The following is a 17,419-nucleotide window of genomic DNA, read 5'->3' as shown; positions in this document are numbered from 1 at the left end:
ATCGAACGACTCACAAACGGGCGGCACTATCATTTGAGCGTCTGGCCGAGATGGTTGGCGGCGGTGATTGTCGCATTTGGTTTTATTGCCGCGGCCGCCACGGGCGCCCAAGCCGAAGTTCGTTCGCTGAAGCTCTACCACCTCCACACGCACGAGAAGGCGGAGATCGTCTACAAGCGCAATGGCCGCTACGTTCCCGAGGGCCTGAGGAAGATCAACATCATCCTGCGCGACTGGCGCCGCAACGAGCCGACCAAGATGGACCCGCGTCTGCTGGATCTGGTCTGGGAGGCTTATCGCGAAAGCGGCGCCACCGATTATATCCAGGTCGTCTGCGGCTACCGCTCGCCCTCGACCAATTCAATGCTGCGCAGCCGCAGCCGCGGTGTCGCCGAGAAGAGCCAGCATATGCTTGGCAAGGCGATGGATTTCTATATTCCCGGCGTGCCGCTGAAGAAGCTGCGCAACATCGGCCTCAAGATGCAGGGCGGTGGCGTCGGCTATTACCCGACCTCCGGTTCGCCGTTCGTCCACATGGACGTCGGCAATGTGCGCCACTGGCCCGGCATCAGCCGCCAGGAATTGGTCAGCCTGTTCCCCAATGGCAAGACGCTGCATGTGCCGAGCGACGGCCGGCCGCTGCCCGGCTATGAACAGGCGCTGGCCTCCTACCAATCGCGCAAGGGTTCCGGCACACCGAATATCGAGATGGCCAGCGCCGGCGGCAGCGGCAAGAAATCCGGCGGGTTCCTCTCTGCCTTGTTCGGCGGCGGTGGCGACGACGAGGCCGACGACAGCGCCGACGTGGAGACCGCTTCGGCCGCACCTGCGCCCAAGGCTAGAAATCTGAAGCCGGCCGCCGCCGCCAAGAGCAGCAACGTGCCTGGCATCGCCATCGTGGCCCCCGAGAATGCCCAACGCGCCGACATTCCGCAGGTTGCCGACGAGCAGGCTCCGGAACCGGAGAAGGACACGCCGGAGACAATTATCGCGGCGCTGCCGGCCAAGGAAATACCGCTGCCCGATTTCGCGCCGCGGCCGAAGGCCGATGTCGGCGCGCAGCCGCCTGAAAATGTTCCCTTCGCCACGGCGGATGCGACGGCCACCACCGAGCAGGCAGTGGCGACCGCGCAGGCACCGGCGAACATGCCTTTCGGCAAGTCCGATCCGGCAGCCATCGCGGAAGCCGCGGCCGCCGATCCGGCGCAGGTTGCCCTCAACAACATCCCACTGCCGACATGGCGCCCCGAGCGCTCGCTGCCGGCGGACCTCGCACCGCCGCCCAGCAAGGATGTGCTGATGGCGCTGGCCGAAACGGCTGACCAGGGGAAGACCGCGACGGATGCGTTCTCCGTGTTGCCGACAGCGCGTCCCGAGCCGACCAAGCCGGACGCCGTCAAGGCTGTGCTCGACGAGGCCAACGCCCAGGTCGGCACCGCCGACGAATATCAGGTGGCGTCGTTGGCCGAAGAACCGCGTTCGGCCTTCAACGATCCGTCTGGTGTCGATGCGGCCTCGCCGCGCCAGGCTGTTGCCGCCCGTCCTGCCGGTTCCGATCCGGTCGCCGTGATCGGCGCCGGTGTGAAGACGACCCGCAAGGAAGCCAGGGCCACCGTCCGCGACCAGAAACCCGGCCCCAGGGCCGTGGTGGTTGCCGCTGCTCCGCAAGCCGCCCGCTGGGCGCTGACCAGCGGCGAAAACGTTGCCACCGTTTCGAGCGCGACGACCGCGCCGGGTTACGCCTACAACATCGTGCATACGCCGCCGAGCGAGGTCTATACGACTGGCTTCCAGGCGGGTAACCAGATGGCCGACGCCAACCGTTTCACCGGCAATGCCGTCAAGTTCCTGTCGGTCGCCCGTTTCCAGACGAAGTAGCGAACAGCCCGGAATATTGCTGAAGCCGCGCCGGGCGACCCGCGCGGCTTTTTGCTGTCCAGAGGTGCGACGCAGGTGGTGCCTGATGCCGCAGGATCAGGCGCGGCTTGTCGTCAAGACCGACAATCATATGCACATGATGAAGAAGCGCTGCCGCACCACGGTGGTGACGCGCTGCCGGCATCACCCCAAGCAGACGGTCAAGGGTCTGCAACGGATCGCACCCCCAGCCGGTCAAAGAGGCCCGGTCGACGCCAGCCGGCCGGGGTTTTCGTGCCGTCCGGAAAGGTTATTTCGCGAGTTTGCTGGCGGCGCGTGCGAGCGCTTCGATCTCGTCCCACTTGCCGGCCTTGACCATGTCGTCGGGCGCCACCCACGAGCCGCCGACGCAGATGACATTGGACAGGCTGAGATAGTCGGCCGCGTTCTTGCCGGTGATGCCGCCGGTCGGGCAGAATTTGACGTCGGCCAGCGGCGAGGCGAAGGCCTTGAGCGAAGCGATGCCGCCGGACTGCTCGGCGGGGAAGAATTTCAGGAAGCGCAGGCCGGCTTCGCGCGCGGTCATGATCTCGCCGGGCGTGATGGCGCCGGGCAGCAGTGGAACCTCGCTGCCGGCGGCGGCAGCCAGAAGCTCGCGGGTGATGCCGGGGCTGACGATAAATCGCGAACCGGCACCGGCGGCCTCGTCAAACTGCTTGCTGTCCAGAATGGTGCCGGCGCCGACGATGGCCTCCTCGACCTCGCCGGCCACGCGACGGATCGCTTCGAGCGCATCCGCGGTCCTGAGCGTGATCTCGATCGCGGGCAAACCGCCGCGCGCCAGAGCACGGGCCAGCGGCACCGCATCGGCTACATTGGCGATCTTCAACACCGGAATGACCGGCTGGCCATTCAGGAGCGACAGGAGTTTCTCGGTCTTGCTGGGCATCTGTCTCTCCTTGTCGAGGGCCGCATCGAGGGGCATTTCAACCGATTAGCAGACGGGTATTGCCCTGTCCACGAAACCGGTCGCGGCGCGATGTCACGTGTTGCCGCCGAGCTTAAAGGTTCTTTCCCGACAAGGCCATGACAGGCAGCCCACGCGTATGCAGATGCGCTGCTTCACGCGTTTGACCAATGCGTTCTCAAAGAAGTTCGAGAACCACGTCATATGGCCGCGATCTACACGGTATGGTACAACTTTGTCAAAATGCACAAGACGCTAAAAATGACGCCGGCAATGGCCGCTGGCATGTCCAAGACGCTCTGGTCTATAGATAATCTTTGCGAGAAGATGGACGAGGTTGCGCCGAAACCCGGACCGCGCGGACATTACAAAAAGCGCCCAAACAGATGAACGTTCTTTTTCCAATCGTATCTCTAATCGGCCCGATTTACTTTGCTCTCAGAGCATTGCCCCTTGAATTTGTCGTGGCATGGGCCGCTGTGTGAACCGTACTTCGTTTTCTCGCCGTTTGGAACCAGGCCCTTGCTATCCTCAACGAGAGCGATGGCGAGCCGCCCTCATGGTTCGACCGATATCCTTCAGTTATTCTCGTCGGAGCCTTTGTCGTTACGCTAACGATGTTCGAAGCAACGCATGTGGTGGTCTATTTCACGATCTGCAGGTTGATCCAAAATTCACACTGAGACATTTACCCAGCCCGACCCGTTTCGCCTTGAATCGGCGTCTACGAGCGTCTAGTTGCTCTGGCGATGACAACTCTACCTGCGCCATCCCAGCCAGTCCGCGTCGCCGCGCTCTACCGCTTTGCCCGGCTTGACGCTTTCGAGGCATTGCGCGCGCCGCTTGCGGCCTTCTGCTGCGGGCGCGGGATCAAGGGCACGCTGCTCCTGGCGCATGAGGGCATCAACGGCACCGTCGCGGGCAGCGAGGAAGCGATCGCCGCGCTGATCGAATACATCGAAGCGATCCACGGCCCGTCGGGTCTCGAGGTCAAATACAGCAGTGCCGCGGCCATGCCGTTCCATCGCATGAAGGTGCGGCTGAAACGCGAGATCGTCACCATGGGTGTCGAGACCATCGACCCGGCGAAAAGCGCGGGCACCTATGTGGAGCCGGGCGACTGGAATGCGCTGATCTCGCAGCCCGACACGATCGTCATCGATACGCGCAATGCCTATGAGGTCTCGATCGGCACCTTCAAGGGCGCCGTCGATCCGGCGACGGCGAGCTTTCGCGAATTCCCGGCCTGGGTGGAAGCGCACCGGGCGGATCTCGAAGGGCGCAAGGTGGCGATGTTCTGCACAGGCGGCATACGCTGCGAAAAGGCGACCGCCTATGTGAAGTCGCTCGGCTTCGAGGACGTGTTCCACCTCAGGGGCGGTATTCTCAAATATCTCGAGGATGTTCCAGCGGAGCAGAGCCTGTGGCAGGGCGAGTGCTTCGTCTTCGACGAACGGGTTTCGGTGTCGCACGGCCTCGCGGAGGGCGAAGCGGAACTCTGCCGCGCATGCCGCCATCCGCTGACGGAGAGCGAGCTGGTGTCGCCGAAATATGCCGCCGGGGTTTCCTGCCCGCATTGCTACGACGCCCGCTCGGAAGAGGACCGCAAGCGCTACGCAGAGCGCCAGCGCCAGGTCGAGCTCGCGCAAGCCCGGGGCAGGGGACCGCATATCGGATCCTGATCGAGGCGCCGCGGCCGGGCAAACCGGGTCGCCTGTCATTGCAATATCAAGCTTCGGGACCTACGTCTTCGGCGTTCGAAACCTGCCCGTTCGGCCGGGCAAATCCTGGAGGCATTGATGTTCGATCCCAAGAAGCTTCTCGACGATCTGCTCGGCTCGCAAGTTCCCGGCACCAGCGGCACGGTCCGCGACAAGGCCGGGCAAGCGGTGCAGATGGCCAAGGACAATCCGCTGGCCGCCGGTGCGCTGGCTGCCGTGCTGCTTGGGACCGGCGCCGGCCGGCAGGTGACGGGTGCCGCGGTGAAGCTCGGCGGGTTGGCCGCCATCGGTGGTCTCGCCTACAAGGCCTATCAGAACTACAAGGCCGGCAACGCACCGGAACAGGCGCCCGCCGCCGGCGAGCCGGAATTGTTGCCGCCACCCAAGGACACCGCCTTCCACCCGTCGCAGGCGCCGCAAGGCGAGGATGAGTTCACGCTGACCCTGGTCCGGGCCATGATCTCGGCGGCCAAGGCCGACGGCCATGTCGACGACGAGGAACGCCAGAAGATCGCCGGCAAGCTCAACCTCGCCGGGATCGGCACCGATGCGGAAAAATTCCTGATGGCGGAGCTGGAGAGCCCGCTCGACCTCGACACGCTGGTGGCCGGCGCCAGGACCGACGCGCAGAAGCTCGAGCTCTATACGGCGTCGCGCCTCACCATCGACCCCAACACGCGCGCCGAGCGCGGTTATCTCGACCTGCTTGCCGGGCGGCTTGGCCTGCCGGATGCGCTGATCGACCATGTCGAGGCGACGGTTTCGGCGGCGAAAGTGCCCGCCGCCAAGGGTACGTCACCCAATCCGCAGAGGTAACCCGGATTGGCACGGAGGGCCCGGAGGCGGTTTACCTTTCGTTAACTCAGGAAGCGCATCATTCTACACAGTCGGATCGGCTTTTCCTCCTCCCAAGCCCGGTTCAGATCAGGGCGGTCGCCAATGACCGCCCTTTTTGTCGGCGCTCGCCGGCTTCCCTCCAAAGAAACGGGTTTCACTTTTCGAGGGCATGTCCCGGTGGCCGCGCTTGCCATCGCCGCCATCATTTGCGATGCCTTCTCCACCCGAACCAAACTTGTAGATGAGGCGAGCACGCACAGCGCTGCCGGAGGACAACTGCCATGACCGAGCAAAAAACCGCCATCGTCACCGGCGCCGGCACAGGGATCGGCAAGAGCGTCGCCACGGCCTTGCTCAAGGCGGGCTGGAACACGGTGTTCTGCGGGCGCCGCAAGCCGGTGCTGGATGCCGCGATCGCCGAGATCGGCCCGACCGAGGCCAGGGCTTTGGCGGTTTCCTGCGACATCAGCAAGGCCGGCGAGGTCGACGATCTGTTCGAGACGGTGGCGGAGGCTTTCGGCCGCGTCGACCTGCTCTTCAACAATGCCGGCATGGGCTACAAGTCCACGCCCATCGACGAGATCCCGGTCGAGGTGTGGAACGATATCGTCGGCGTCAATCTCACGGGATCTTTCCTGTGCGCGCGCGCCGCCTTCGGCGCCATGCGCAAGCAGAAGCCGATGGGCGGCCGCATCATCAACAACGGTTCGGTGTCGGCTTATGCGCCGCGTCCGGGCTCCGTGCCTTATACAGCGACCAAGCACGCCATTACGGGGTTGACCAAGACGCTGGCGCTGGATGGCCGCCCCTTTGACATCGCCTGCGGCCAGATTGACATCGGCAATGCGCTGACCGACATGGCGCAGCCGATGACCGTGGGCGTGCCGCAGGCCAATGGCTCGATCGCCGCCGAAGCGGTGATGGATGTCCAGCGCGTCGCCGATGCGGTCGTGCACATGGCCAGCCTGCCGCTCGACGCCAACGTGCTGTTCATGACGGTGATGGCGACCAAGATGCCATTCGTTGGGCGTGGGTGAGCAGCCGGTTCGCGTAAGCGAATTCATCGTGCCTGTGGTACGATGAAAGGCCGGCGAACGCTGGCACGCAGCGCAGCAGCGGGGATCCAACCGGGGTATCCTATTTTCCCTGCAATGGCACGCCGGGAAGATAGAGTGCGATTGGGCGTATCTCGTAGACGGCGGTCGGGTTGACGCGGCGCAGGGCGCGCGCGATGGCGATCGCATCGTCCGAGGTGGCGCAGTCGACGACGTAGAGGCCGAGCAACTGCTCCTTGGTCTCGGCGAACGGCCCGTCGATGACGGTCCCCTCACCAGGCCCGCGCAATGTGAAGGCCTGCTGTGTCGCGCCAAGCCGCGCGGACGGGCCGAGGCTGCCGTCGGCGTAGAGCCCGTCGTGGATCTTGAGCAACTCGGTCATGAGTGCCGCATCTTGCTGCGGCGTCAGCGCCTTGATCGCATCTTCCACGTGATAGGCAAGGATTGCATAAAACATCTGAGGTCACCCGATCTCGATCCGGTCCGGGCAAGTCGTAGCCTTTTTCCGCAAGCCCGCCCAGACTTGGCCATGCGACTCCCGACGCATCATGACGTCGTCATTGCAGCCGGCGTGCCACGGCTACAGGACGAAATGAAGCTCACTTCGCCAGGAACGTTCCGATCCGCTCCAGCGCGCGCAGGATGTTCTCTTCGGAATTGGCGTAGGAGAGCCTGATATAGCCTTCGCCGAGAATGCCGAAATCGGGGCCGCCGATCAGCGCTACACCGGCCTCGTCGAGCAGCGCCGAGGCGAGCTTCTTGGCCTTCCAACCGGTCTTCGAGACATTTGGGAAGGCATAGAAGGCGCCCTTGGGCGTGATGCAGGAGACGTTTGGCAGGGCGTTCAGGCCTTCGACCACGATCTTCCGGCGGTTGTCGAAAGCGCGCATCATCTTGTCGACATCGTCCTGCGGGCCGTCGATCGCGGCGATGCCGGCGAACTGGCTCGGCGCGTTGACGCAGGACCAGCAATTGACCGCCAGCTTGCGCACCTTGTCATAGAGATGGGCGCCCTTGTCGCCGTTCGGCCAGATCGACCAGCCCATGCGCCAACCGGTCATCGCCCAGGTCTTCGACCAGCCGTTGAGCACGATCAGCCGGTCGCGGATCTCGGGAAAGCCGAGCAGCGAGCAAGGCGTCTCGCCGTCATAGGTCATGACATCGTAGATCTCGTCGGAGAGGATGGCGACATCTGGGTGCTTCTCCAGCCCCTTGACCAGTTTTTCAATCTCGGCCCGGGGCGTGACGCCACCGGTCGGGTTGGCCGGCGAGTTGAGGATCAGGAGCCTGGTCTTCGAGGTGATCAGCGCCAGCGTCTCTTGCGCCGAGAAGGCGAAGCCATTCTCCTCGCGCATCGGCACGGGAATGGGGGTCGCACCGGTGAATTCGATCATCGAGCGGTAGATGGGAAAGCCGGGGTCGGGATAGAGGATCTCGGCGCCCGGTTCGCCGAACATCAGGATGGCGGCGAACATGGTCGGCTTGCCGCCGGGCATGATCATCACCGCCTCCGGCGAGACCTCGACGCCGGTGGTGGTCAGCGTGCGGCGCATCACCGCCTCGCGCGTCGCCAAAAGGCCGTTGGCCGGCGTGTAGCCATGGTGGCCGTCACGCAACGCCTTGATCGCCGCCTCAACGATGTGCTGCGGCGTCTTGAAGTCTGGCTGGCCGATGCCGAGGTTGACGATGTCGCGGCCCTGCTGGGCAAGTGCCGTTGCTCGCGCCAGCACCGCGAACGCATTTTCCTCGCCGAGACGGTCGAAGGCCGAAATCGTGTGGAGCATTTTTCCCGTCCCTGTGGTTCTTACTGTGCGGCAGCGTTTTTGTGAGCGTCCGCTCGCAAAAGTCAACGGATTGGAGCTTTCGGTGTCGGAAAATCTCAAAGACTGGCAACCGCGTCCGCGCCCGGAGCACAAGGTGCTGGAGGGCCGCTATGTCAGGCTCGAGCCGCTGAGTGCCGCGAAGCACGGCGACGGTCTCTATGAAGCCTCGGCCGTCGCCGATGTCGACGGCCGCTTCGCCTGGCTACCCGATTATCCGCCGGAAACCCGCGCCGCCTTCCAGCCCTGGCTGGACAAGGTGGAGGCCAGCGAGGATCCACTGTTCTTCGCGGTCATCGACAAGGCGAGCGGCAAGATCGCGGGACGCCAGACGCTGATGCGCATCGATCCGGCCTATGGCGTCATTGAGATCGGCAACATCTACTGGGGACCGCTCATCTCGCGCAAGCCGGCGGCGACGGAAGCGCAGTTCCTGTTCATGAAATACATCTTCGACGAACTCGGCTATCGCCGTTACGAATGGAAGTGCAACAACCGCAACGAGCCATCGAAGCGCGCGGCGGAACGGTTCGGCTTCAAATTCGAGGGCATTTTCCGCCAGCATCTCATCGTCAAGGGTGAAAACCGCGACACCGCGTGGTATTCGATCATCGACAAAGAATGGCCGGCTCTGCGCAAGGCTTATGAAGCCTGGCTCGATCCTGCCAACTTCGACGCCGATGGCCAGCAGAAGCGCCGCCTGGAGGATTTTCGCGCGGAATTCGGCGCCTAACGGGAGTTTGCCATTTGGCCCATACCCACGACCACGGCGGGCACGATCACGGCGGGCATGACCACGGCGCCGGCCACGTGCATGGCTCGAGCGACAAGAAGCGCGTGCTGATCGCGGCTTGCCTTACCGCCGGCTTCATGGTCGCCGAGACGCTCGGCGGCCTGTTTACGGGGTCGCTGGCGCTGCTGGCCGATGCCGGCCACATGCTCGCCGACGCCATTGCGCTCGGCCTGGCCTGGTATGCCTTCCATCTGGCAGGCCGGCCGGCGACCGGCCAGCTCACCTACGGCTTCGGCCGGGTCAAGACGCTGGTGGCCTACACCAACGGCATCGCCATCTTCGTCATCGCGCTGTGGATCGTCTACGAGGCATGGAATCGCCTGCTGACACCTGCACCCGTGCTGGGCGGTCCGATGCTGGTGGTCGCGATCCTCGGCCTGCTGGTCAATATAGGCTCTTTCCTGGTTCTGCATGGCGGCGATCGAGACAACCTCAACATGCGCGGCGCCATCCTGCATGTGCTTGGCGATCTGCTCGGCTCGGCCGCCGCGATCGTGGCGGCACTGGTCATCCTGGCGACCGGCTGGACGCCGATCGACCCGATCCTGTCCGTGCTGGTCTCGCTGCTGATCCTGTCCACCGCCTGGTCGCTCATGCGTGCCGCCGCCCACGTCCTGCTCGAAGGCGTGCCGCCAAGCCTCGACCGCGACCTGATCGCCGGGGATATCCAGACAACCGTCCAGGGCGTGCGCGAAGTGCACCATATGCATATCTGGTCGATCGACGGCACGAGCAGCATGGCGACCCTGCACGCTTGCCTTGACGAGGGGGTCGACGCGCATCAGGCGGTCAGCGCCATCAAGAAGCGGCTTGCCAGCGAGCACGGCATCAGCCATGCCACCGTGGAACCGGAATTCGGCCACTGCGCCGACGACGGCGACGCCCACGACCATAAGCACGGGCACGATGCGGCTCCGCATCACGGCCACTATCACTAGGCCCGATCGATGATCATTGACCGGACCTGCCTCAGGAGTTCTCCAGCTTTGAAACTCAACCCGATGAACGATCGCCGCTCCGGTCCGGCATGATGGACCGCGACACGCGCAATGCGGCCATCGCGGCGGTCTGGATCATGCTTCTGTTCGGCATTGCCGTTTTCTACCTGCCGACCGTGATGTTGGCACTCGGCAACTATTCGACCGTGCTGGCGGGTATCTTCGGCACCGCCTTCGTGCTGGCGTTCTTCTTGGTGTTCTGGCTGCGCGCGCGCAGCCAGCGCAAAAATCGGGACAAGTAAGGGATATCGGACATGCGCATTCTGATCACTGGCGCGGCGGGCATGGTCGGCCGCAAGCTCATCGCCCGGCTGGCCAAGGACGGCACGCTGCGCGGCAAGAAGATCACCGCGCTCGATCTGCATGACATCGTGCCGCCGCAGGCGCCAGCCATGGACGGCGTCAGCGTCGCAGCGCACACGGGTGACCTTGCCGAAGCAGGCGCCGCGGAAAGCCTGGTTGCGTCGCGGCCCGATGTCGTCTTCCACCTCGCCGGCATCGTGTCGGGTGAGGCGGAAGCGAATTTCGAACTCGGCTACCGCGTCAACCTTGACGGCACGCGCGCGCTGTTCGACGCCATCCGCCTGGCGGGGTTCGCGCCGCGCGTCGTCTTCACCTCGTCGATCGCGGTGTTCGGCGCGCCGTTCCCGGATGTCATTCCGGACGAATTCCACCCGACGCCGCTGACCTCCTACGGCACGCAGAAGCAGATGAGCGAAGCGCTGCTCGCCGATTATTCAAGGCGCGGCTTCTTCGATGGCATCGGCGTCCGGCTGCCGACGATCTGCGTGCGGCCGGGCAAGCCGAACAAGGCTGCCTCCGGCTTCTTCTCCGGCATTATCCGCGAACCGCTGAGCGGGCAGGAGGCGATCCTCCCGGTGCCGCGCTCAGTGCTGCACACCCATGCCAGCCCGCGTTCGGCTGTGAATTTCCTGATCCACGCGGCTGGCATCGACGGTGCCGCCGTCGGGCCGCGCCGCAACCTGACGATGCCGGGCGTCGCCGTCACCGTCGGCGAGCAGATCGAGGCACTGGAACGCATCGCCGGATCGAAGACGGCAAGCCTGATCCGCGAGGTGCCCGACGAGACGATCTGGGCGATCGTCAAGGGCTGGCCGACCCGGTTCGAGGCGCGGCGGGCGCGGGAACTCGGCTTTAGTGCCGAGAAGAGTTTTGACGAGATCATCCGCGCCCATATCGAGGATGAGCTGGGCGGCAAGATCGCCGGTTAGGCGTTGCGGCGCCTATCCCATTCCAATGGGATGGATGGGTCTAGACGCTGCCCGTCAGGCTCGCTGACAGCAACAGCAGTCCAAACAGGAATACGAAGGCCGCGCCGCCGATCTCGACGATCGAATGGATCCGGTTGCCCATGCGGCCGCCGCCAGCGAAATACACCGCCCAGTTCTTGGCGGTCACGGCCAGCGTCGCCAGCGCCGAAACGGTGATCGCGGTTCCAATCGACATCGCCAGCACCGACAGCAGGCCGCCGAGCCAGAGCCCGTTGAGAAGCGCGAAGCTCAGCACGATCAGCGCGCCGGAGCAGGGGCGGATGCCGACCGCCGCCACCGCTGACCACGCCGTGCGCCAATCGAAGCGGTCGCCCGACAGCAGCGCCGGGTCGGGTGCATGCGAGTGGCCGCAGGTTTCGCAGACCTCCCCGCTGGCGTGGTCGTGATGCGCATGATCGTGCGCGCCATGGTCGTGCCCGCCATGGTCGTGATGGTGCTCGTGCGCGCCGTGGTCGTGATGATCGTGCGAATGACCATGCGCATGGTCGTGATCGTCATGCGCGTGAAGTGCATGGGAATGAGCGTGCGCAGCATGGTCGTGGGCGCCATGCGAATGGCCGCCGGCATGAGAATGGCCCGCGTGGGAATGACCTGCGTGAGCCGCGGACAGGCTGTAGGCCGGCCCCTTGCCAAACAGGCGCAGGACGGCTGGACCGAGCTTGCGCCACAAAAGCCAGGCGCCAAAGAGGGTGACCAGGGCAAAGCTCATGATCTCCATGAACCAGGCCGCATCGGTCATCGAGATGGTGGTGCCGCGCAGGACGAAATAGGCAAGCAGCATCACCACGATCGCCGTCAGGCCCTGCAACAGCGCCGAGACGAAGGACAACAGGATGCCGCGCTTCAGCGCCACTTCGTTTGCCACCATGTAGGAGGAGATCACCGCCTTGCCGTGGCCGGGGCCGGCGGCGTGGAAAATGCCATAGGCGAAGGACAGGCCGATGAGCACCCAGAGCTTGCTGTTGTCCTGGCGCATCGCCTTCATGGCTGTCGCCAGCGCGCGATAGAATTCCTGCTGCCTGAGATTGATCCACATCAGGATATGGGCGAACGGACCGGTGGTCGGCGCCATGCCGTCATTGACGCCGATGCCGAGCGAACTCTGGGCGTGCGCGGCATTGGCGAAATGCATCACGGCAAAGGTGAGGGCCATCAGGCCGAATGCCAAACGCAAGGACGGTTTCGAACAGTTCCCGATCAGGTTCACCGGATCTATCCTTCTGGCTGGCAGGTCAGTTCGAGCTTGGTGGCAAAGATCTTGCTCATATCGGTGCCTGTCGGATCGTTGAAGAAAGCATCCGTCAGGGTCTTCTGATTTTCCTTGATCGCCTCGTCAGGGTCCGGCCGGATGACCTTGCTCGTGCAATTCGACGGCAAGCCTTCAACCGTGATGTTGGAATCCTCGGTGAAGTCGATCGCCGTGTAGAAGGTCGGATCGTAGACACCGATGTTGATCGTGCCGGTTAGCTTGATCGGCACCTTGGGTTCGGACTCGAACAGGATGATCAACTGGTCGTTGTCGAAATTGGCCATCAGATGCGGCGGCGGCACCATCGTCACGTCCTTGCCGTTCTGGGTGACGAGCTGGAAATAATTGAACTCGGCCAGCGAGGCATGGACGGTATCGGCGACTTCCTTCAGCTCCTTGTCGTCAAGCTTCAGGTCGGAGTTCTTGTCGAACTCCATCATCACCGTACTCGAAAACAGGTCGTCGAAGCGCCACAGATGACGCAACGCTTTCACACTTTGGTGATCCGGGGACAGGATCACGTCGAGGCGTGCCTCGGCGAAGACGTGCGGATGCACCTGGGCGGGTCCTGTCGCGGCAAAGATCGCCGCCAAGGCCGAAGCCAGCATGATTGCGTGCCGTTTCAAATGCATTCGCGGTCGCGATTCCCTTGGCTTTCGGAGAGAGTTGTCGAAGGTTACCAGAAAGGGGGCGAAATTGGGACCGCCAGTGCGCGTCGCCCAAAAGTGCGAAGCGGTTTTGGGACGACACGCACACAACACAAGGCGTGTCGTCCAAAAGTGCGAAGCGGTTCTGGGACAGCGGCACACACACTGAAGCCGGGTCAGGCGTTCTCGCGCGTCCTGAACCACTGCACCAGGAAGTCGACGAACACGCGCACCTTCGCCGGCAGATAGCGGCGGTGTGGATAGACGGCGAAGATGCCGCCGCCCGACAGGATGCGGTCGTCGAGCACCGCCATCAATTGGCCGCTCTTGAGGTCGGGCGCGGCGATGAAATCCGGCAGGATGCAGAATCCAAGCCCCGACAAGGCCGCGGCGCGCGCCGCCATCGGGCTGTTGACCTCGATCGGGCCCGACACGGCGATGCTCACCGGATCGCCATTGTCGCCCTTGAACGGCCAATTGTTCAGGCCGCGGCCATTGGTGTCGACGATGCAGGGCATGTGGCCGAGATCCTGGGGTCGTGTCGGCATGCCATGCCTGGCGATCAGTTCGGGAGAGCCGCAAAGCTTGATCGAAAACGGCGCCAGCCGTCTGGCGATCAGCGACGAATTCTCCAGCCGCGAGATGCGCACCGCGAGGTCGAAGCCTTCCTCGACCAGATCGACGAAGCGGTCGTCGAGCTGGATGTCGAGCACGATGTCGGGATATTGCTTGGCGAAGTCGATCAGCGACTGGCCGATCGGCGCGTCGGCGAAGGTGCGCGGCGCCGACAGCTTGATCCGGCCGCGTACATCGCCGGAGGACTCGCGCACGGCGTCGGCCAGGCTGTCGACCTCGCGCACGATCTCCGAGGCGCGACGGTAGTAGGTGTGGCCGGCTTCGGTCATCGAGAACTGGCGCGTGGTGCGGTTGAGCAGCAGCGCACCGAGTTCGTCCTCCAGTTCGCGCACATATTTCGACAGCAGCGCCTTGGAGCGGCCGATCTTGCGCGCCGCCGCCGAAAAGCCCTCGGCCTCGACGACATCGATGAAGGCGCGCATGCGGGTCAGTGTATCCATTGTTCAGGCTCTTTGTGCTGCGTCGAGAAGTTTTCGGCCGAGCCGTATCAGGGCTATGTCGCTGCCGGAAGGGCCAAGCAGCGACAGGCCGAAAGGGGCGCCGGCGACCGAGCCGATCGGCAAGGTGATTTGGGGAAAGCCGGAGAGCCCGGCCAGGCACAGAAGATGCAAGGCGCGCTCGCGGTATGCCTGGAACTGCTCGGGTGTGCTGTCGACGTATGGCGCCGGGCCTGGCACCGTCGGCAGGACAAGGAAGCCGTCCTCGCCGAGCAGGGCGCGCAGTTCGTCGCGAAAGCTCAGCCGGCGCACTTTTTCGGCCTGAGCCGTCCGGTCGTCGACGGCACGGCCGAAGCCGAACCGTTCCTCGACCCCGGAGCCAAGATTGCGCTCGCCGCTGGTGATCCATTCGCCATGTACCGCCCAGGCCTCCCTGGCCTGCAGCCGGCGAAAGCACCAGTAGAGTTCATCCGGGGGAGAACTGAAGCGCGTCGTCGGCGTCGCCGGCGTGCCGAAAACCACGCTCGCCAGCGCCTTCATTCCCGCATATTCGGCGAGTGCCGGCCGGGCGACCATTTCGTCCAGCCAGCCGAGCGTCAGCGGGCGGTCGAGCGCATGCTGGTGCGGGTCGCGGCCGAGCAGCAGCTTGCCGACTGTCTCGTAGGTTTCGATGTCGTCGGCGAACCAGCCGAACGTGTCGAAACTCGGCGCCAACGGCATGGTGCCCTCGAGGGAAATGCGGCCATGCGTGGTGCGGAGCCCGATCAGCCCGCAGAAACTCGCCGGCGCGCGGATCGAACCACCGGTGTCGGATCCCGTGGCGATGTCGGCCAACCTACCCGCAACCGCCGCTGCCGACCCGGACGACGAGCCTCCGGTGACGCGGTCGGGAGCCGCCGGATTCGCCGGAAACGGAAAATGCGCGTTCTGGCCGAACAAAGCGAAGGCGAGCTCGTCGGTCTGGGTCTTGCCGACGAAACGCGCGCCCGCGTCGAGAATCATCTGCACGGCGGGTGCCGTGCGCGAAGCGGCGTGGCCTTCGGCGGATTTCCGCAAATTGCCGCAACCGGTGCGATAGCCGACAACATCGTAAATGTCCTTGACCGCCAGCCGCAGGCCGGCCAGGGGCCCAAGCTCGGCATGCGCCACCGGCATCTGGCGAAGATCGAGAAAGGCGTTGAAGGGGCCGTGCGTGCCTGTCATCGTTCGATATCCGGATACGGTTGCGCCAACATTGTTCGATGCCAGAAATTTTACAACCTGGGATACGATTTTTATTGATTGTGAAATGCTTCGCCCCTATATCGCGCTTGCCCAAAGTCGCACGTGCCTGTGGGTGTCCGCCGGTCCTCGAATGGTGAGGGAAATCGGTAAGGTAACTGGAGCCAACCCCTCCAGTCGGTTTAGCGGCCAACCGCCAGACCGAGGACACCTTGAAGCAACGACGGTGCGGGCCTTTCTGGTTCTCTGCCGGTTGTCCAAAGACCGGGGTTACTGAAGAGGCACACCTTCATTGCCGGCAGTGCGGAACGGGGTTCTCCCAATCCAAGCCAAGGCAGACAAAGCGAACCGAAGCCGGGCAAGGCCAAGGTTCATCGCCGCGAGACGGCGTTTCATGGTTCCGGGGTCTCCACCGGCTGGTTCCATGGATTTTCCGTCCCGCCTTTGTTTGACCGCGTGTTCGCGAGGCCGAAAGCCCGTGTCCGCACCCCTGTGCGCGCCGAAAGGCGCGATGGAGAAACCCGATGGCTACACAGCGCATCCTCGACTTCCTCGCCACCCGACGTCCGTCCGGCCCCTGCCTCGTCGTCGACCTCGATGTCGTGCGCGACAATTTCCGCGCCTTCGAGAAGGCTCTGCCCGATTCCAAGATCTACTATGCGGTGAAAGCAAACCCGGCGCCGGAAATCCTGCGCCTGCTTGCTGCGATGGGCTCGTCCTTCGACACCGCTTCCGTTGCCGAAGTCGAGATGGCGATGGACGCCGGTGCGCCGGCGGACCGCATCTCCTTCGGCAACACCATCAAGAAGGAGCGTGATATCGCACGCGCCTACCAGCTCGGCATCAAGCTGTTCGCGGTCGACTGCGTCGAGGAGGTCGAGAAGATCGCCCGCGCCGCTCCCGGCGCCCGCGTGTTCTGCCGCGTGCTGACCGATGGCGAAGGCGCCGAATGGCCGCTGTCGCGCAAGTTCGGCTGCGTGCCAGCGATGGCCGTCGACGTGCTGCGCCATGCCAAGGGCCTCGGCCTCGACGCCCATGGCGTGTCGTTCCATGTCGGCTCGCAGCAGACCGACCTGACCGCATGGGACCGTGGGCTGGCCGACGCCAAGAAGGTGTTCGCCACGCTCGCCGAAGAAGGCATCGTGCTCAAGATGGTCAATATGGGCGGCGGCTTCCCGACGCGCTATTTGCGCGACGTGCCGGCGGCGCAGGCCTATGGCCAGGCGATCTTCTCGGCGCTGCGCAAGCATTTCGGCAACGCCATTCCCGAGACGATCATCGAGCCAGGCCGCGGCATGGTCGGCAATGCCGGCGTCATCAAGTCGGAAGTCGTGCTGATCTCGAAGAAGGCCGACAACGACAATGTGCGCTGGGTGTTCCTCGACATCGGCAAGTTCGGCGGTCTGGCCGAGACGATGGACGAGGCTATCCGCTACCCGATCGTCACCGCGCATGACGGCACAGAGACCGCGCCTTGCGTGCTCGCCGGCCCGACCTGCGATTCGGCCGACGTGATGTACGAGAAGACGCCATATCCGCTGCCCCTGTCGCTGACCATCGGCGACGAGGTGCTGATCGAAGGCACCGGCGCCTACACGACCACCTACTCGGCGGTCGCCTTCAACGGCTTCGAGCCTCTCCGATCCTACGTGATCTGACGGCTCGCTAGAGCTGTTCAGATCATCCGGCGCGGGCGAAGTGATCGTCCGCACCGGCTCGCCTGTGGAACAGATATCCGCTCGTGAAGGATTGCGGAAATGGACGTTGCAAATTTCATTGTTGAAGCTGGACAGCGCGATTGGCTGATCTCCCCCCTCGAGGAGGAGATGGCCGGCAGGCCAGAGGGGGTCGCCTCCACTGCCGCGGCCTCTCTTCGCGCCGGCGCTCTG

The 17,419-nt window shown here is 64.1% G+C and carries 17 protein-coding genes and 1 pseudogene; 11 read left to right on the top strand and 7 right to left on the bottom strand.

What is annotated here, in order from left to right; translation table 11 throughout:
* Nucleotides 1-33 precede the first annotated feature (33 nt).
* A complete protein-coding gene (locus O7A70_RS01300) occupies nt 34-1,878 on the top strand; it encodes a DUF882 domain-containing protein (RefSeq protein ID WP_442921146.1) in 1,845 nt (614 codons plus the stop codon).
* Between the two features lie 289 nt (nt 1,879-2,167).
* Here O7A70_RS01300 and O7A70_RS01295 read toward each other — a convergent pair whose 3' ends face one another.
* Nucleotides 2,168-2,806, bottom strand: a complete 639-nt coding sequence (locus O7A70_RS01295) for a 2-dehydro-3-deoxy-phosphogluconate aldolase (RefSeq protein ID WP_337138704.1) — start codon at nt 2,804-2,806, stop codon at nt 2,168-2,170.
* A 154-nt stretch (nt 2,807-2,960) separates the two neighbouring features.
* On the opposite strand from O7A70_RS01295, the pseudogene O7A70_RS01290 reads away from it, so the two are divergent.
* The 5 genes and pseudogenes from O7A70_RS01290 to O7A70_RS01270 all read left to right on the top strand — a co-directional run.
* Nucleotides 2,961-3,214, top strand: a pseudogene (locus O7A70_RS01290) (IS1 family transposase); the annotation flags it as partial.
* Nucleotides 3,215-3,573: 359 nt separating this feature from the next.
* On the top strand, nt 3,574-4,506 hold the full coding sequence (trhO, locus tag O7A70_RS01285) for an oxygen-dependent tRNA uridine(34) hydroxylase TrhO (RefSeq protein WP_337138702.1): 933 nt from the start codon (nt 3,574-3,576) through the stop codon (nt 4,504-4,506).
* Between the two features lie 117 nt (nt 4,507-4,623).
* Entirely contained in the window at nt 4,624-5,361 is a 738-nt protein-coding gene (locus tag O7A70_RS01280; RefSeq protein ID WP_337138701.1) for a tellurite resistance TerB family protein, read from the top strand.
* A gap of 123 nt (nt 5,362-5,484) precedes the next feature.
* Nucleotides 5,485-5,667 carry a hypothetical protein gene (locus O7A70_RS01275; RefSeq protein WP_337138700.1) on the top strand — a complete coding sequence of 61 codons (183 nt, stop codon included), beginning with the start codon at nt 5,485-5,487 and terminating at the stop codon, nt 5,665-5,667.
* Nucleotides 5,664-6,419, top strand: a complete 756-nt coding sequence (locus tag O7A70_RS01270) for an SDR family oxidoreductase (protein ID WP_337138699.1) — start codon at nt 5,664-5,666, stop codon at nt 6,417-6,419. Before O7A70_RS01275 ends, O7A70_RS01270 begins: the two co-directional genes overlap by 4 nt.
* Nucleotides 6,420-6,519: 100 nt before the next feature.
* Here the strand turns inward: O7A70_RS01270 and O7A70_RS01265 are convergent, their stop codons facing one another.
* Together O7A70_RS01265 and O7A70_RS01260 are read right to left on the bottom strand one after the other, a co-directional pair.
* Nucleotides 6,520-6,894 (bottom strand): YciI family protein, encoded by a 375-nt coding sequence (locus O7A70_RS01265; protein WP_337138698.1) that lies wholly within the window; start codon nt 6,892-6,894, stop codon nt 6,520-6,522.
* Between the two features lie 142 nt (nt 6,895-7,036).
* Entirely contained in the window at nt 7,037-8,221 is a 1,185-nt protein-coding gene (locus O7A70_RS01260; protein ID WP_337138697.1) for a pyridoxal phosphate-dependent aminotransferase, read from the bottom strand.
* A gap of 82 nt (nt 8,222-8,303) precedes the next feature.
* Between O7A70_RS01260 and O7A70_RS01255 the strand changes: the two genes are divergently transcribed.
* The 4 genes from O7A70_RS01255 (at nt 8,304) to denD (ending at nt 11,280) form a co-directional block, all read left to right on the top strand.
* Nucleotides 8,304-8,990, top strand: a complete 687-nt coding sequence (locus tag O7A70_RS01255) for a GNAT family N-acetyltransferase (protein ID WP_337138696.1) — start codon at nt 8,304-8,306, stop codon at nt 8,988-8,990.
* Between the two features lie 14 nt (nt 8,991-9,004).
* Nucleotides 9,005-9,988, top strand: coding sequence for a cation diffusion facilitator family transporter (locus O7A70_RS01250; RefSeq protein ID WP_337138695.1), 984 nt, complete (start codon nt 9,005-9,007; stop codon nt 9,986-9,988).
* Nucleotides 9,989-10,077: 89 nt separating this feature from the next.
* Nucleotides 10,078-10,290 (top strand): hypothetical protein, encoded by a 213-nt coding sequence (locus O7A70_RS01245; RefSeq protein ID WP_337138694.1) that lies wholly within the window; start codon nt 10,078-10,080, stop codon nt 10,288-10,290.
* Between the two features lie 12 nt (nt 10,291-10,302).
* A complete protein-coding gene (gene denD, locus O7A70_RS01240) occupies nt 10,303-11,280 on the top strand; it encodes a D-erythronate dehydrogenase (protein WP_337138693.1) in 978 nt (325 codons plus the stop codon).
* A 40-nt stretch (nt 11,281-11,320) separates the two neighbouring features.
* On the opposite strand, the gene O7A70_RS01235 is transcribed toward denD, so the two are convergent.
* The 4 genes from O7A70_RS01235 to O7A70_RS01220 all read right to left on the bottom strand — a co-directional run bounded on the left by O7A70_RS01235 (nt 11,321) and on the right by O7A70_RS01220 (nt 15,512).
* The gene (locus O7A70_RS01235; protein ID WP_442921150.1) at nt 11,321-12,493 is read right to left on the bottom strand and encodes a nickel/cobalt transporter; all 1,173 of its coding nucleotides are present in this window, start codon (nt 12,491-12,493) and stop codon (nt 11,321-11,323) included.
* Nucleotides 12,494-12,552: 59 nt separating this feature from the next.
* On the bottom strand, nt 12,553-13,221 hold the full coding sequence (locus tag O7A70_RS01230; RefSeq protein WP_337138692.1) for a DUF1007 family protein: 669 nt from the start codon (nt 13,219-13,221) through the stop codon (nt 12,553-12,555).
* A 191-nt stretch (nt 13,222-13,412) separates the two neighbouring features.
* Nucleotides 13,413-14,312: a LysR family transcriptional regulator gene (locus tag O7A70_RS01225; RefSeq protein WP_337138691.1), complete on the bottom strand. Its 900-nt coding sequence runs from the start codon at nt 14,310-14,312 to the stop codon at nt 13,413-13,415.
* A 3-nt stretch (nt 14,313-14,315) separates the two neighbouring features.
* Nucleotides 14,316-15,512, bottom strand: coding sequence for an amidase (locus O7A70_RS01220; protein ID WP_337138690.1), 1,197 nt, complete (start codon nt 15,510-15,512; stop codon nt 14,316-14,318).
* A gap of 542 nt (nt 15,513-16,054) precedes the next feature.
* On the opposite strand from O7A70_RS01220, the gene odc2 reads away from it, so the two are divergent.
* Nucleotides 16,055-17,188 (top strand): ornithine/lysine decarboxylase, encoded by a 1,134-nt coding sequence (gene odc2, locus O7A70_RS01215; RefSeq protein ID WP_337138689.1) that lies wholly within the window; start codon nt 16,055-16,057, stop codon nt 17,186-17,188.
* The last annotated feature ends 231 nt before the right edge of the window (nt 17,189-17,419 follow it).

This window comes from Mesorhizobium sp. Cs1299R1N1 (genome assembly GCF_037179655.1).
Taxonomy (GTDB): domain Bacteria; phylum Pseudomonadota; class Alphaproteobacteria; order Rhizobiales; family Rhizobiaceae; genus Mesorhizobium; species Mesorhizobium salmacidum.
Note: the sequence above shows the minus strand (reverse complement) of the source record. Positions and strands in the feature narration are given on the sequence as shown.

Coding starts and splice junctions, on each gene's coding strand:
- denD (WP_337138693.1), top strand. CDS start 10,303: ATGCGCATTCTGATCACTGGCGCGGCGGGCATGGTCGGCCGCAAGCTC.
- O7A70_RS01225 (WP_337138691.1), bottom strand. CDS start 14,312: ATGGATACACTGACCCGCATGCGCGCCTTCATCGATGTCGTCGAGGCC.
- O7A70_RS01265 (WP_337138698.1), bottom strand. CDS start 6,894: ATGTTTTATGCAATCCTTGCCTATCACGTGGAAGATGCGATCAAGGCG.
- O7A70_RS01235 (WP_442921150.1), bottom strand. CDS start 12,493: ATGGCCCTCACCTTTGCCGTGATGCATTTCGCCAATGCCGCGCACGCC.
- O7A70_RS01280 (WP_337138701.1), top strand. CDS start 4,624: ATGTTCGATCCCAAGAAGCTTCTCGACGATCTGCTCGGCTCGCAAGTT.
- odc2 (WP_337138689.1), top strand. CDS start 16,055: ATGGCTACACAGCGCATCCTCGACTTCCTCGCCACCCGACGTCCGTCC.
- O7A70_RS01275 (WP_337138700.1), top strand. CDS start 5,485: ATGACCGCCCTTTTTGTCGGCGCTCGCCGGCTTCCCTCCAAAGAAACG.
- O7A70_RS01260 (WP_337138697.1), bottom strand. CDS start 8,221: ATGCTCCACACGATTTCGGCCTTCGACCGTCTCGGCGAGGAAAATGCG.
- O7A70_RS01295 (WP_337138704.1), bottom strand. CDS start 2,806: ATGCCCAGCAAGACCGAGAAACTCCTGTCGCTCCTGAATGGCCAGCCG.
- O7A70_RS01220 (WP_337138690.1), bottom strand. CDS start 15,512: ATGACAGGCACGCACGGCCCCTTCAACGCCTTTCTCGATCTTCGCCAG.
- O7A70_RS01270 (WP_337138699.1), top strand. CDS start 5,664: ATGACCGAGCAAAAAACCGCCATCGTCACCGGCGCCGGCACAGGGATC.
- O7A70_RS01245 (WP_337138694.1), top strand. CDS start 10,078: ATGATGGACCGCGACACGCGCAATGCGGCCATCGCGGCGGTCTGGATC.
- trhO (WP_337138702.1), top strand. CDS start 3,574: ATGACAACTCTACCTGCGCCATCCCAGCCAGTCCGCGTCGCCGCGCTC.
- O7A70_RS01230 (WP_337138692.1), bottom strand. CDS start 13,221: ATGCATTTGAAACGGCACGCAATCATGCTGGCTTCGGCCTTGGCGGCG.